The 12,694-nt window shown below is 57.3% G+C and carries 11 protein-coding genes; all 11 read right to left on the minus strand.

Annotation, left to right across the window (positions count from 1 at the left end; translation table 11 throughout):
* Positions 1–35 precede the first annotated feature (35 nt).
* Positions 36–167, minus strand: coding sequence for a hypothetical protein (locus tag ACZRJQ_RS08310; protein ID WP_463977887.1), 132 nt, complete (start codon positions 165–167; stop codon positions 36–38).
* A 544-nt stretch (positions 168–711) separates the two neighbouring features.
* Positions 712–2,181 carry an NADH-quinone oxidoreductase subunit NuoN gene (gene nuoN / locus ACZRJQ_RS08315; RefSeq protein WP_463977888.1) on the minus strand — a complete coding sequence of 490 codons (1,470 nt, stop codon included), beginning with the start codon at positions 2,179–2,181 and terminating at the stop codon, positions 712–714.
* 7 nt (positions 2,182–2,188) lie between these two features.
* A complete protein-coding gene (nuoM, locus tag ACZRJQ_RS08320) occupies positions 2,189–3,721 on the minus strand; it encodes an NADH-quinone oxidoreductase subunit M (protein WP_463977889.1) in 1,533 nt (510 codons plus the stop codon).
* A gap of 38 nt (positions 3,722–3,759) precedes the next feature.
* Complete coding sequence (nuoL, locus tag ACZRJQ_RS08325; protein WP_463977890.1) at positions 3,760–5,613, minus strand: NADH-quinone oxidoreductase subunit L; 1,854 nt, start codon at positions 5,611–5,613, stop codon at positions 3,760–3,762.
* On the minus strand, positions 5,610–5,918 hold the full coding sequence (gene nuoK / locus ACZRJQ_RS08330) for an NADH-quinone oxidoreductase subunit NuoK (RefSeq protein ID WP_003446970.1): 309 nt from the start codon (positions 5,916–5,918) through the stop codon (positions 5,610–5,612). The genes nuoL and nuoK overlap by 4 nt, the downstream gene beginning before the upstream one ends.
* A gap of 1 nt (position 5,919) precedes the next feature.
* Complete coding sequence (gene nuoJ / locus ACZRJQ_RS08335) at positions 5,920–6,423, minus strand: NADH-quinone oxidoreductase subunit J (RefSeq protein WP_463977891.1); 504 nt, start codon at positions 6,421–6,423, stop codon at positions 5,920–5,922.
* A 9-nt stretch (positions 6,424–6,432) separates the two neighbouring features.
* Positions 6,433–6,981 carry an NADH-quinone oxidoreductase subunit NuoI gene (nuoI, locus tag ACZRJQ_RS08340; protein ID WP_016780194.1) on the minus strand — a complete coding sequence of 183 codons (549 nt, stop codon included), beginning with the start codon at positions 6,979–6,981 and terminating at the stop codon, positions 6,433–6,435.
* 12 nt (positions 6,982–6,993) lie between these two features.
* Positions 6,994–8,001: an NADH-quinone oxidoreductase subunit NuoH gene (gene nuoH / locus ACZRJQ_RS08345; protein WP_060691357.1), complete on the minus strand. Its 1,008-nt coding sequence runs from the start codon at positions 7,999–8,001 to the stop codon at positions 6,994–6,996.
* Complete coding sequence (gene nuoG, locus ACZRJQ_RS08350) at positions 7,998–10,712, minus strand: NADH-quinone oxidoreductase subunit NuoG (RefSeq protein WP_463977892.1); 2,715 nt, start codon at positions 10,710–10,712, stop codon at positions 7,998–8,000. The genes nuoH and nuoG overlap by 4 nt, the downstream gene beginning before the upstream one ends.
* A 132-nt stretch (positions 10,713–10,844) precedes the next feature.
* Positions 10,845–12,200, minus strand: coding sequence for an NADH-quinone oxidoreductase subunit NuoF (gene nuoF, locus ACZRJQ_RS08355; RefSeq protein ID WP_463977893.1), 1,356 nt, complete (start codon positions 12,198–12,200; stop codon positions 10,845–10,847).
* Entirely contained in the window at positions 12,197–12,694 is a 498-nt protein-coding gene (gene nuoE / locus ACZRJQ_RS08360) for an NADH-quinone oxidoreductase subunit NuoE (RefSeq protein WP_463977894.1), read from the minus strand. Before nuoE ends, nuoF begins: the two co-directional genes overlap by 4 nt.

Here is a 12,694-nt window from a genome sequence, read left to right on the forward strand (position 1 = left end):
GGGAGCGGTAAAACACGTCTCCCCCTTGTATTGAGTTACTCGACGTCAAGTTCAGCTTTTTCTTCGTCACTCAGTTGCAAACTTTCAATTTGCTGTTGTTGAGTTTCAGAATCCAGCACCTGAGACTCAGTTATTTCATTTGCATTCCAACTCATCATGTAGCCCATATCACTGTCCTCTTAATTGCACATATATACGTGGGTTGATTTTGCGATGCGCGTGTTGCGGTTTGAATGTAAGAGTGTGGTTAGAGCGTGTCAATGTGCTGAAGTGTGTGCCAGTGAGGTCATTAGTTTGAGAGTTTTGAGTGTGTAACTATATATTTAATTGACACGACTGCTCATGTGTTTTAGGCGATATAAAAAGCGCAGGTGTACTGTTCAGGCACTAAATACCAGCTGTGTGGAGGGGGCGTGAAGTGCTTCTGTTATTTTTTTACGGAATGTGGGTGGTTGTTTTAAAAGACGGGGCTTGGGAATTAAGCGGCTATAAGCGTCGCTAGATCGTAAGTTTTAGTAGGCGGTTTCTCTGGGAAAGAATAGTTCGATATTAGTTCTTGTGTGTAAGGGGAATATTCGCGAATTTATTGTTGGGTTTTCTGTGAGGCAAACATTAAATTTCATGTTGTTTAGACGACGACTGAGCGGACGAACAAAAAAATACCCCGTGAAAGCCAAGCCTTCACGGGGTATGGGGGCAGCCGGTCAGGTCTTAACCTGCCAAGCCCAACGCTGCACGTTGTACCAGTTCAAGCATCGGCTGTGGGTAAACACCCAGCACGAATACCAGCACTGAAACAGCCAGCAGCATCACGCCACCCGCTTTTTGTTCCCAGTTCAGCGGTGCATCGTGGCGATGCAGTTTTGGCTCAACCAGATACAGGGTCACCATCACGCGCAGGTAGTAGAACACGCCGATGGCGCTGCCCAGAATCAAGGACCCGACCAGCAACCATTGGTGTGCTTCAACGCCCGTGGCGATGATGTAGAACTTGCCGATAAAGCCTGCCGTCAGTGGGATACCCGCCAGCGACAGCATCATTACGGTCAGTACAGCGGTCAGGTACGGGCGACGCCAGAACAGGCCGCGGTACTCGTACAGTGCATCGGCGTCACGGCCTTTGTAAGGCGAAGACATCAGGGTAATCACGCCGAACGCACCCAAGCTTGTGAGTACGTAGGTGATCAGGTACACGCCAATTGCTTCCATCGCCATGCCTTTGCTCGCAACCAGTGCGATCAGCAGGTAGCCGAAGTGAGCAATAGAGGAGTAACCCAGCAGACGCTTGAGGTTAGTTTGGGTCAGTGCCAGCAGGTTACCGAACAAGATCGAAGCAATCGCGATAACGGTCAGCACATCGCTCATCACGCCGGTGTTGGCCGCTGGCGAGATCTGGAACAAACGCACCATCACTGCAAACACGGCAACTTTGGACGCGGTTGCCAGAAACGCAGCCACTGGCGCCGGAGCACCTTCGTACACGTCTGGGGTCCAGAGGTGGAAAGGTACCAGCGACAGTTTGAACGCCAGACCGACCAGCATCATGCCAAGGCCCAACTGAGCGATGGCGCTAGGTGCGCCAGTGGCCGCCAGCGCCAGACCAATACCGCTAAAGCTCAGGCTGCCAGCTTCGGCGTACAGCAGCGCCATACCGAACAACAGGAACGCAGAGCCAGCCGCCGACAACACCATGTACTTGATGCCGGCTTCCAGCGAACGTTTGTTGAAGAAGGCATAGGCCACCAAGCCATAAACCGGTACTGAAAGCAGCTCCAGACCGATAAACAAGCCCGCCAGATGCTGTGCACTGACCAGAACAATGCCGCCAGTCGCTGCAAGCAGGATCAGCAGATAAAGCTCTTCGCGGTTACCCGGGTAGCCGGTGCCACCTTCACCCAAATAGGCGTGAGCAAGGGTCACACAAGCCAACGTGGAGACCAGAATCAACCCGATGTACAAGTAGGCGAAGTTGTCCATCATCAACAGCGGGGTGACAGCCAGTGGAGCCACTTTCAACGCCGGGAAAATAGACAACAGTGCCAGGTTAAGACCCGCCACTGAAAGCAAGAAGGTCTGTGAGTGGTTGCGGCGCCACGCGATTGCCAGCATCACCACAACAACGGTGAGGCTGGTAATCAGCAGTGGAGCAAGCGCGATAAAGTGTTGGATCGTGAATTCCATAGCGCTCTTACCGGGCCGAAGCGAGTTGAGTGAAGGCGGTGCCGATCCACTGCTGCACGCCATTCATGGTCGCAGCCGAAGTATCGAGGAACGGTTGTGGGTACACGCCGATGAAAATCAGCAGTACCGCCAGACCGAGCACCATGATCAGTTCACGTGCATCCATGCCGGCCAATACGGCGTCCGACTTGGATGGGCCGAAATAGGCGCGGTGAATCATGATCAGCGAGTAGACCGAACCGAACACCAGGCCAGTCGTTGCAATCGCTGTGACCCAAGGGAAGCTGGCGAACGAGCCCATCAGGATCAGGAACTCGCCGATGAAGTTACCCGTGCCCGGCAAGCCCAGTGATGCGGCGGCAAAGAACAGGCTGATGGCCGGCAGGTAAGCGATTTTGGACCACAAACCACCCATTTCACGCATGTCGCGGGTATGCAGACGCTCGTACAGTTGACCGCTGAGGATAAACAGCGCAGCTGCCGAAACACCGTGGGCCAGCATCTGGATCACTGCGCCTTGCAGGGCCAGCAAGCTGCCGGAGTAGATCCCGATCAGGACAAAGCCCATGTGCGAAACGCTGGAGAACGCGATCAGACGTTTGATATCGGATTGTGCGAAGGCCAGGAACGCGCCGTAGAAAATCCCGATCAGACCCAGGGTCATGGCAATCGGCGCGAACTCGGCCGAGGCATTCGGGAACAGTGGCAGGGCAAAACGCAGCAAACCATAAGCGGCGGTCTTCAACAGGATACCGGCCAAGTCGACCGAACCTGCGGTGGGTGCCTGTGCGTGAGCATCGGGCAACCAAGAGTGGAACGGTACAACCGGCAGCTTCACGGCAAATGCAATGAAGAAGCCCAGCATCAGGATGTACTCAGTGGTGAGCGACATCTTGGTTTTCAGCAACTCGGCATAGCTGAAGGTCAGCACGCCGGTGTCATTGAAGTTGACCAACACCAGACCGAGAATCGCCACCAGCATGATCAGGCCGGAAGCCTGAGTGAAGATGAAGAACTTGGTAGCGGCGTAGATACGGGTTTTTTTGCCGTCAGATGAGCTGTGACCCCAGAGCGCGATGAGGAAGTACATCGGCACCAGCATCATTTCCCAGAAGAAGAAGAACATGAACAGGTCGATGGCGAGGAACACGCCGACAACACCGCCCAAAATCCACATCAGGTTCAGGTGGAAGAAACCCACGTGACGCTGAATTTCTTTCCAGGAACACAGAACCGACAGCACACCCAGCAAGCCGGTGAGCAGGATCATCAGCAACGATAGGCCGTCCAGCGCCAAATGTACGCTGATACCAAATCGCTCGATCCAGACGTGTTTGAACTCAAGCGCCCACGTTGGATCGGCACCCGGGTTCGGTGCAAATGAATAATTGCCTTGAGACCACAGCCAAAGGCCGAGGGCAAGCTCAAGGGACATGGTCAGCAACGCAATCCAGCGTGGCAGAGTGGCGCCGAAGCGCTCACCCAGCCAGCACAGCAGGCCGCCGATAAAGGGGATCAGGATTAGCCAAGGCAGAATCATGACGGGCTCAATTCCTTTCGCAATGTCGAAGGTTCATATCAGACCGCTACCAACACGATGGCGCCCATGACCAGTACAGCACCGGCGGTCATGGAAGCAGCGTACCAACGCAGTTGACCGGTTTCGCTGCGGCTCAGGGCGTTATGCCCGGCTTTGGCGGCGCGCGGAATCAAACCAATGGTTTGGTCGAGCGGGTCTTTGCGCAGCAAGCGGCAGATCAACAGGTACGGTTTGACGAACAGTTTGTCGTACAGCCAATCGAAGCCCCATGCGGCAAACCACCAGGCCGACAGGAAGCGACCGATGCCGCTATTGGCAACAGCCGTTACGAAGCGACGCTTGCCCAGGTACAGCACAGCGGCCAGCAAAATACCGGCCAGAGCAATAGCGCCCGAGGCGATTTCCAGACTGTGCTTGGCTTCGCCACCTGCATGGCCAACGCTCTGTGGCAATACGCCAGCCAGTGGAGGGGTGATCATGGCGCCGATAAAGGTCGACAGAACGATCAGCACGCTCAGAGGCAGCCAGTACGAAACGCCGTGGCCGGCATGGGCTTCAGTTTTAGCTTCGCCGTGGAACGTCACGAAGATCAGACGGAAGGTGTACAGCGAGGTCATGAACGCGCCAACCAGGCCGGCATACAACAGTTCGTTGTTACCGCTGGCGAAGGCTTCCCAAAGAATTTCGTCCTTGGAGTAGAAACCTGCCGTCAACAGTGGCAGGGCAGACAAGGCCGCGCCGCCGACGATGAAGCTGGCGTATGCCAGTGGCAGTTTTTTCCACAGACCGCCCATCTTGAAGATGTTCTGCTCGTGGTGGCAGGCAACAATCACCGCACCCGAAGCAAGGAACAGCAGCGCCTTGAAGAAGGCGTGGGTCATCAGGTGGAAGATCGCGCCGTCCCAGGCACCCACACCCAGCGCCAGAAACATGTAGCCGATTTGGCTCATGGTCGAGTAGGCGAGGATACGCTTGATGTCGGTTTGCACCAGCGCTGCGAAACCTGCCAGTACCAGCGTTACACCGCCGACCACACCCACCAGATGCAGAACATCTGGTGCCAATGTGAACAGGCCGTGGGTGCGGGCAATCAGATAAACACCCGCCGTAACCATAGTTGCGGCGTGAATCAGTGCCGAAACCGGGGTCGGGCCAGCCATTGCGTCAGCCAACCAGGTTTGCAGAGGCAGTTGCGCGGATTTACCCACGGCGCCGCCCAGCAGCATCAGAGTGGCCAGCACGATCCAGAAATCACCGGCCTGGAACTTCTGGGGTGCCAGAACCAGCAGCTCCTGGATGTTCAGCGTGCCCAGTTGTTGGTACAGGATGAACAGGCCAATGGCGAGGAACACGTCACCGATACGGGTCACGATAAAGGCTTTAAGTGCGGCGTTACCGTTGTTGCGGTTGCTGTAGTAGAAACCGATCAACAGATACGAGCACAGACCCACGCCTTCCCAGCCGAAGTACACGAACAGCAGGTTATCTGCCAGGATCAGGAACACCATGCTGGCGATAAACAGGTTGGTATAGGAGAAAAAGCGCGAGTAGCCGTCTTCACCGCGCATGTACCACGAGGCAAATACGTGGATCAGGAAGCCCACGCCGACGACAACACCCAGCATGGTGACCGACAGGCCATCCAGATGCAGGGCAAAGTTGGCTTTAAAGTCACCTACTGCCAACCACTGCCACAGTACTTGGGTGTACTGACCACCTTCAGGCGGCGCAACGTTGAATTGCCAGATCACATACGCGGCAACAATGGCCGAGAGACCAATGGAGCCGACGCCAATCAGGGCCGAGAGGTTTTCGCTGAAGCGTCCACGGGAGAACGACAGCAGCAAAAAGCCGATCAGGGGAAATACGAAAGTCAGAAAGAGAAGGTTCATCCGCGCATCTCACTGGCAGCATCGATATCAAGCGTATGGAAGCGGCGATACAGCTGCAGCAGGATGGCCAGACCAATACTGGCCTCGGCCGCTGCCAGGGTGATCACCAGAATGAACATGACTTGTCCATCGGGTTGCGCCCAGCGTGCGCCAGCAACGATGAATGCCAGTGCAGCAGCATTCATCATGATTTCCAGACTCATCAACACGAAGAGAATGTTACGGCGAACCATCAGTCCAACCAGACCGAGGCAGAACAGGACACCAGCAACGGCTAGACCATGTTCGAGAGGTATTCCAGGCATCTTATTGCTCCTTCGCCTCATTGCGGCCCAAGTGGAACGCCGTCACCGCTGCAGCCAGCAGCAGCATCGAGGCGAGTTCGACCACCAGCAGATACGGGCCGAATAGGCTAACGCCCACGGCTTTAGCATCAATGGTGGTTTGACCGATTGGCGCACCACTTTGGTGAGCGAACAGCACGTACAGCAGTTCGGCCAAGAGAATGGCGGACAGAATGCTCGGCCCGATCCATATGCCAGGCTTGAGCCAATGGCGTTCTTGCGTTACCGAGGCCGGGCCTTGGTTGAGCATCATCACCACAAACACGAACAGCACCATGATGGCACCGGCGTAGGCGATCACTTCGAGCACACCGGCAAAGGGTGCCCCCAAGCTAAAGAACGTCATCGCTACGGCAATCAGCGAAATAATCAGGTAGAGCAGGGCGTGCACAGGGTTGGTGTTGGTGATCACGCGTAGCGTGGACACGACAGCGACACCCGATGCGAAATAGAAAGCGAATTCCATCGTTCTTCCTTAAGGCAGCAAGCTCTTCACGTTGATCGGCTCGGCTTCGTTCTGGGCAGCGCCTTTAGGCTTGCCTTCAACCGCCATACCCGCAACACGATAGAAGTTGTAATCAGGGTTCTTACCGGGGCCGGAGATCAGCAGATCTTCTTTCTCGTACACCAGATCCTGACGTTTGAACTCGGCCATTTCGAAATCCGGTGTCAGCTGGATTGCAGTGGTCGGGCAGGCTTCCTCACACAGACCGCAAAAAATGCAGCGTGAGAAGTTGATGCGGAAAAACTCCGGGTACCAACGGCCATCTTCGGTTTCGGCTTTTTGCAGCGAGATGCAGCCAACCGGGCACGCCACGGCGCACAGGTTACAGGCTACACAACGCTCTTCGCCGTCCGGGTCGCGGGTCAGAACAATTCGGCCACGGTAGCGCGGTGGCAGATAGACCGGTTCTTCCGGGTATTGCAGCGTGTCACGCTTGCGGAAGGCATGGCCGAACACCATCACCAAGCTGCGAAGCTGGGTGTAGGTGCCATGCACGATGTCAAACAGGTACTTGAACATGGGTCTCTATCCTCACTGAACCGCGCCGGCGGGCGTGTTCAACAACACGACTGCGGCGGTCACCAGCAAATTGATCAGGGTCAGCGGCAGGCAGAACTTCCAGCTGAAGTCCATCACTTGGTCATACCGTGGGCGCGGAATAGAGGCGCGCAGCAGGATGAAGATCATGATGAAAAACGCGGTCTTCAGGGCGAACCAGATAAACGGTATCTGCGGCAGAATGCCGAAAGGCCCGTGCCAGCCACCAAAGAACAAAGTCACCAGCAACGCCGAGATCAACACGATCCCGATGTATTCACCGACGAAGAACATGCCCCATTTCATGCCGGCGTATTCAATGTGGTAACCATCGGCCAGTTCCTGCTCCGCTTCAGGTTGGTCGAAGGGGTGACGGTGAGTCACAGCGACGCCAGCGATGAAAAAGGTCAGGAAGCCGAAGATCTGCGGAATGATGAACCACAGGTTTTGCGCTTGGTATTCAACGATGTCGCGCATGTTGAAAGAGCCCACCTGCACCACGATGCCCATCAGGGCCAGGCCCATGAACACTTCGTAGGACACTGTTTGCGCTGAGGCACGCAAGGCGCCCAAGAGGGCGAACTTGTTGTTACTCGACCAGCCTGCGAACAACACTGCGTAGACCGACAGACCGGCCATAGCAAAGAAAAACAGGATGCCGATGTTCAGATCCGCCACACCCCAGGTCGGGGTGATCGGGATAATCGCGAAAGCGATCAGCAAGGCGCTCATGGCCACAACCGGTGCGAGGGTGAAGATCACCTTGTCGGCAAACGGTGGTGTCCAGTCTTCCTTGAAGAACATCTTGATCATGTCAGCAGCGATCTGAAAGGCGCCGAACGGGCCTACGCGGTTCGGGCCGTAACGGTCCTGCCACAAGGCCAGCAAGCGACGTTCAACCCAGCTCAACAATGCACCGCACACCACAACCGCGAGCAGGATCACCACGGCTTTGAGCACCGAGATGATCACGTCGATAACTTCAGGCGTAAACCAAGTCATTGGGCTGCCTCCTGCAAACCGTCAACGGTAAGGCCAAAGATCGCAGGCGGAATGCCAGCAAGCCCAGCAGGCAATGCCACCAGGCCTGCACCCAGCTCTTCATTGATACGCAGCGGCAGACGCAGGGTTACGCCGGCAACATTGAGGCTCAGCAGAGCACCGTCATTGACGCCCAGACGATCAGCTTCGGATTTGGCCAGTGCGATGTAGGCAGCTGGAATGCGTTCTTGAACCGGCGCGGCCTTGGAAGAGTTCTCTTCGCTGCCCAGCAGGTGATAGAACGGCACAACTTGCCAAGTGCCACGTGCCGGGTTGAAAGCGCCCGGAATGTTGGCGAACCAGTTCAGCGAGTCACCTTTGCTTTCGATCAGGCGAGTGCCCGGGTCGCCAGCGCGGATATGACCCCCCACTTCGTCCTGGAACTTGTTCCACGCTTGTGGCGAGTTCCAGCCCGGCGACCAAGCGAACGGCACTTGTTGGCGCGGTTCGGCGGAGCCCGAGTAACCTTCCATAGAGAAGGCGAACGCGGTGTCCGGGTCTTGTGGGGTGCGCGGTTCGTGCACGCTGATGTTTGCACGCATGGCTGTACGTCCGCTGTAACGCAGCGGTTCGCGAGCCAGTTTCATGCCTTTGATACGGAACGCAGCAGAGGGCGCGGCATCAACGATGCGGGCCAGTTCAGGTGTGCTTGCCGCAGTGGCTTGAGTAACGTGGTCGAGCAGCGTCCAGTCAACAGGCTTGTTCAGCAAGGTGCTGCGCAGGGCATGCAGCCAACGCCAGCCTTCGTGAACCAGAATGTTGGCGTCCAGATAAGTTGGGTCGAATACCTGGAAGAAACGCTGGGCGCGGCCTTCTTGGCTGACCAGCGTACCGTCGCCTTCAGCGAAGCTGGCGGCCGGCAGTACCAAGTCGGCACGGTCGGTGGTCGCGGTTTTTTGATGGTCGGCAACGATCACCACTTTGGCCGCATCCAGCGCAGCGTTGACCTTGACTGCGTCAACACGGGTGAACAGGTCGTTTTCCAGTACCACGATGGCATCGGCTTTGCCGTCGATCACGGCTTGCAGCGCGGCGTCTACTGATTCGCCACCGAGCATGGCCAAGCCCAGACTGTTGGCTTCTGGGACGATCAGGCTGATGGAACCGACCTTCTCGCGCAGGTGCAAGGCTTTGGCGATGTTACCTGCGGCTTCGATCAGGGCTTTGGAGCCCAGCGAAGTGCCGGCAATGATCAATGGGCGTTTAGCCGCGAGCAGAGCGTCGGCGATGCGCTTGGCCAGTTCGAGGGCTTCAGCGTCCAGACCTACAACCGCCGGTGCGCTGGCGTCGAGGGCGTGAGCGACGGCGAAACCGATGCGGGCCAGATCGTCTGGCGAGGCGTGAACGCACTCTTCAGCCACGTCGTCGAGCTTGGTTTCAGCCAGGCTTGCGATAAACAGAGGGTTCAGCGCGTGCTGACCAATGTTTTTCACGGCGGCGTCGAGCCAAGGCTGAACGCGCATGGCGTCGGCCATGTCTTCAGCTTTGCCTTTGACCGATTGACGCAGCGACAGCGCCATGCGGGCGGCCGTTTGGGTCAGGTCTTCGCCAAGCACGAAAATAGCGTCGTGGTCTTCGATCTCGCGCATGTTCGGCACAGGCAGCGGGCTGTTCTTGAGCACTTGCAGCACTAAGCGGATGCGCTCCAGCTCACCGGCTTCAATACCGCTGTAGAAGTGTTCGGCACCGACCAGTTCGCGCAACGCGTAGTTACTTTCGAGGCTGGCGCGCGGCGAACCGATACCGACAATGTTGCGACCACGCAGCAGGTCAGCGGCTTTATCCAGCGCCGCATCGAGGCTCAGCTTGGTGCCGTCGGCCAGCAGTGGCTGACGTGGACGGTCGGTGCGGTTGACATAGCCATAGCCGAAACGGCCACGGTCACACAGGAAGTACTGGTTGACCGAACCGTTGAAGCGGTTTTCGATACGACGCAGTTCGCCATAACGCTCGCCCGGGCTGATGTTGCAGCCGCTGGAGCAACCGTGACAGATGCTCGGTGCAAACTGCATGTCCCACTTACGGTTGTAACGCTCGGAGTGAGTTTTGTCAGTGAACACACCGGTCGGGCAGACTTCAGTCAGGTTGCCCGAGAACTCGCTTTCGAGCACGCCGTCTTCAACGCGACCGAAGTACACGTTGTCGTGAGCGCCGAATACGCCCAGGTCAGTACCGCCTGCGTAGTCTTTGTAGAAACGCACACAGCGATAGCAGGCAATGCAGCGGTTCATTTCGTGGGAAATGAACGGGCCGAGTTCCTGGTTTTGGTGGGTGCGCTTGGTGAAGCGATAACGGCGCTCGTTATGGCCGGTCATCACGGTCATGTCTTGCAGGTGGCAGTGACCGCCTTCTTCGCACACTGGGCAGTCGTGCGGGTGGTTGGTCATCAGCCATTCGACGACGCTGGCGCGAAACACTTTCGCTTCTTCGTCTTCGATGGAGATCCAGCTACCGTCGGTGGCGGGGGTCATGCACGACATGACGATACGACCACGGGTGTCGTTCTCGTCGGTGTACTGCTTGACTGCGCACTGGCGGCAGGCGCCAACACTGCCAAGGGCAGGGTGCCAGCAGAAATACGGAATATCGAGTCCTAGCGACAAACAAGCCTGTAACAGGTTGTCTGCCCCATCGACTTCGAGCTCTTTGCCGTCTACGTGGATAGTGGCCATGGTTCAAAGTTCTTCGTTGGCCCGGTGTCAGCGGGCGTGGCTAATGGAATCTTGTTATTCGCTCGAAACAACCCAGCCTTACGGCGTTATCGAGCGATCAGAGGGCGGCACGGACCACCCTCATTCAGAGCGTTACGCGCCGATTACGATCGGGCGTGCCAGAGGCGGAACGCCAGGTTTTGCTTGCGCAATACCGGCTTCAAACTCTGGGCGGAAGTACTTGATCGCGCTGCCCAATGGCTCCACTGCGCCCGGTGCGTGCGCACAGAACGTTTTGCCAGGGCCGAGGAAGCCGACCAGACCCAGCAGGGTCTCGATATCGCCGGGCTGACCTTCGCCGTGTTCGATTGCCATCAGAAGCTTGACGCTCCAAGGCAACCCATCACGGCAAGGGGTGCAAAAACCGCACGACTCGCGAGCAAAGAACTGCTCCATGTTGCGCAGCAACGACACCATGTTGACGCTGTCGTCGACGGCCATTGCCAGACCTGTACCCATACGGGTGCCGACCTTGGCGATACCACCGGCATACATTTGCGCGTCCAGATGCTCGGGCAGCAAGAAACCAGTACCAGCGCCACCAGGTTGCCAGCACTTAAGCTTGAAGCCATCGCGCATGCCGCCAGCGTAGTCTTCGAACAGCTCGCGGGCTGGTACGCCGAATGGCAGTTCCCACAGGCCCGGGTTTTTTACCTTGCCGGAGAAACCCATCAGCTTGGTGCCGTGGTCTTCACTGCCTTCGCGGGCCAGGGATTTGTACCAGTCAACGCCGTTGCCAATGATGGCCGGTACGTTGCACAGGGTTTCAACGTTGTTTACACAGGTCGGCTTGCCCCATACGCCCACGGCGGCCGGGAACGGCGGCTTGGAGCGCGGGTTGGCCCGACGGCCTTCAAGGGAGTTGATCAGTGCGGTTTCTTCACCGCAGATATAACGCCCGGCGCCGGTGTGAACGAACAGCTCAAAGTCAAAACCTGAGCCCAGAATGTTCTTGCCCAGCAGGCCTGCAGCCTTGGCTTCTTCTACCGCACGGTTGAGGTGCTTGGCGGCGGTAACGTATTCACCGCGCAGGAAGATGTAGCCACGGTAGGTTTTCAGCGCGCGGGCGCTGATCAGCATGCCTTCGATCAGCAGATGGGGCAGTTGCTCCATCAGCATGCGGTCTTTCCAGGTGTTGGGCTCCATTTCATCGGCGTTACACAGCAGGTAACGGATGTTCATGGATTCGTCTTTAGGCATCAGCCCCCACTTCACGCCCGTGGGGAAGCCTGCGCCGCCGCGACCCTTGAGGCCTGCGTCTTTCACGGTCTGGACGATGTCGTCCTGAGCCATATCGGCGAACGCCTTGCGCGCAGCGGCGTAGCCGTCTTTGGCCTGATATTCGTCAAGCCATACAGGCTCGCCGTCATCACGCAAACGCCAGGTCAGCGGGTGGGTTTCTGCCGAGCGCGCGATGCGGTTGGCAGGGCCGTAGGAAGTCAGGGTCATGGGTAGCCCTCCAACAACGAAGCGACGCCCGATGGCTGCACGTCACCGAAAGTGTCGTCGTCAATCATCAACGCCGGTGCCTTGTCACAGTTGCCCAGGCAGCAAACCGGCAGCAGCGTGAAGCGGCCGTCCGGTGTGGTTTGGCCAAGGCCAATGCCCAGTTTGCTCTGGATCTCGCCAACCACTGATTCGTGGCCGCCGATGTAGCACACCATGCTGTCGCACACGCGAATAATGTGGCGACCCACTGGCTGGCGGAAGATCTGGCTATAGAACGTCGCCACACCTTCAACGTCGCTGGCAGGGATGCCGAGCATTTCGCCAATGGCGTAAACGGCACCGTCCGGAACCCAGCCGCGCTCTTTTTGAACGATTTTCAGGGCTTCGATCGACGCCGCACGCGGGTCTTCGTAGTGATGCAGCTCGTGCTCGATGGCCGAGCGCTCGGTTTCACTCAAGGTGAAACGGTCTGTCTGGATAAGCGTGCTGTTCAT

It is taken from the genome of Pseudomonas sp. E315 (genome assembly GCF_055406205.1).

Coding starts and splice junctions, on each gene's coding strand:
- ACZRJQ_RS08310 (WP_463977887.1), bottom strand. CDS start 167: ATGGGCTACATGATGAGTTGGAATGCAAATGAAATAACTGAGTCTCAG.
- nuoN (WP_463977888.1), bottom strand. CDS start 2,181: ATGGAATTCACGATCCAACACTTTATCGCGCTTGCTCCACTGCTGATT.
- nuoM (WP_463977889.1), bottom strand. CDS start 3,721: ATGATTCTGCCTTGGCTAATCCTGATCCCCTTTATCGGCGGCCTGCTG.
- nuoL (WP_463977890.1), bottom strand. CDS start 5,613: ATGAACCTTCTCTTTCTGACTTTCGTATTTCCCCTGATCGGCTTTTTG.
- nuoK (WP_003446970.1), bottom strand. CDS start 5,918: ATGCCTGGAATACCTCTCGAACATGGTCTAGCCGTTGCTGGTGTCCTG.
- nuoJ (WP_463977891.1), bottom strand. CDS start 6,423: ATGGAATTCGCTTTCTATTTCGCATCGGGTGTCGCTGTCGTGTCCACG.
- nuoI (WP_016780194.1), bottom strand. CDS start 6,981: ATGTTCAAGTACCTGTTTGACATCGTGCATGGCACCTACACCCAGCTT.
- nuoH (WP_060691357.1), bottom strand. CDS start 8,001: ATGACTTGGTTTACGCCTGAAGTTATCGACGTGATCATCTCGGTGCTC.
- nuoG (WP_463977892.1), bottom strand. CDS start 10,712: ATGGCCACTATCCACGTAGACGGCAAAGAGCTCGAAGTCGATGGGGCA.
- nuoF (WP_463977893.1), bottom strand. CDS start 12,200: ATGACCCTGACTTCCTACGGCCCTGCCAACCGCATCGCGCGCTCGGCA.
- nuoE (WP_463977894.1), bottom strand. CDS start 12,694: ATGAACAGCACGCTTATCCAGACAGACCGTTTCACCTTGAGTGAAACC.